Origin of the sequence: Bacillus sp. HY001 (assembly GCF_007558965.1) — a bacterium.
In the GTDB taxonomy this organism is placed as follows: Bacteria; Bacillota; Bacilli; order Bacillales; family Bacillaceae_G; genus Bacillus_A; species Bacillus_A mobilis.
In genome coordinates this window covers 1-606 of the sequence record NZ_VLTE01000227.1, presented here as the reverse complement: position 1 = coordinate 606, position 606 = coordinate 1, and the positions used below count along the sequence as shown (strand labels likewise).

At 32.0% G+C, this 606-nt stretch carries 1 protein-coding gene; it reads left to right on the top strand.

The annotated features are described in order from the left end of the window. Positions 1 to 606 (top strand): DUF418 domain-containing protein (locus tag FOT98_RS30625; RefSeq protein ID WP_144291239.1); only part of this gene is annotated, 606 nt, incomplete at both ends.

Genomic DNA, 606 nt, shown 5'->3' with positions numbered 1-606 from the left:
CTACTCTTTGGTTTACTCCACTTTATCTTTCTATGGTATGGAGATATTCTACACGCATATGCCTTAGCTGGTTTTATCCTATTGTTCTTTTATAAGCGATCTACAAAGCTTATCTTTATAGTTGGCTGCATCTCTCTATTTGTTAGCTATACACTACATGCTATTTTATTTATACAAGCAAGTTCTTCTATTTCTGCCGTACCTAGTTACTATCAATATATGTTTACAGGCAACACTACCAATCACACTGTAAATCTATTTACACATTATTCACAACAAGTAAAAGCTCGTTTGTTCTTTTTAATAATCGAGGAATTTCAACAATTACTAATAGGAATTCCGGAATATATAGGCTTGTTCTTAATTGGTTTATGGGCTGGTAAGAAAGATATTTTTAAAAGGGTACCGGAATTAATAAAGGAAATTAGATTTATCCAGTGGAGTTCGTTATCCATTTCATGTCTTCTCTCTTGTCCTATTATCTACTATTTTATAAAAACGGATGTCTATTACTCTCAGGATATTAAACTATGGATTCTATTTGGAGGGAAAACGCTAGCTATATTCTATGTTTGTACTCTACTTAGGGTTTGTGAGAATAAAAAA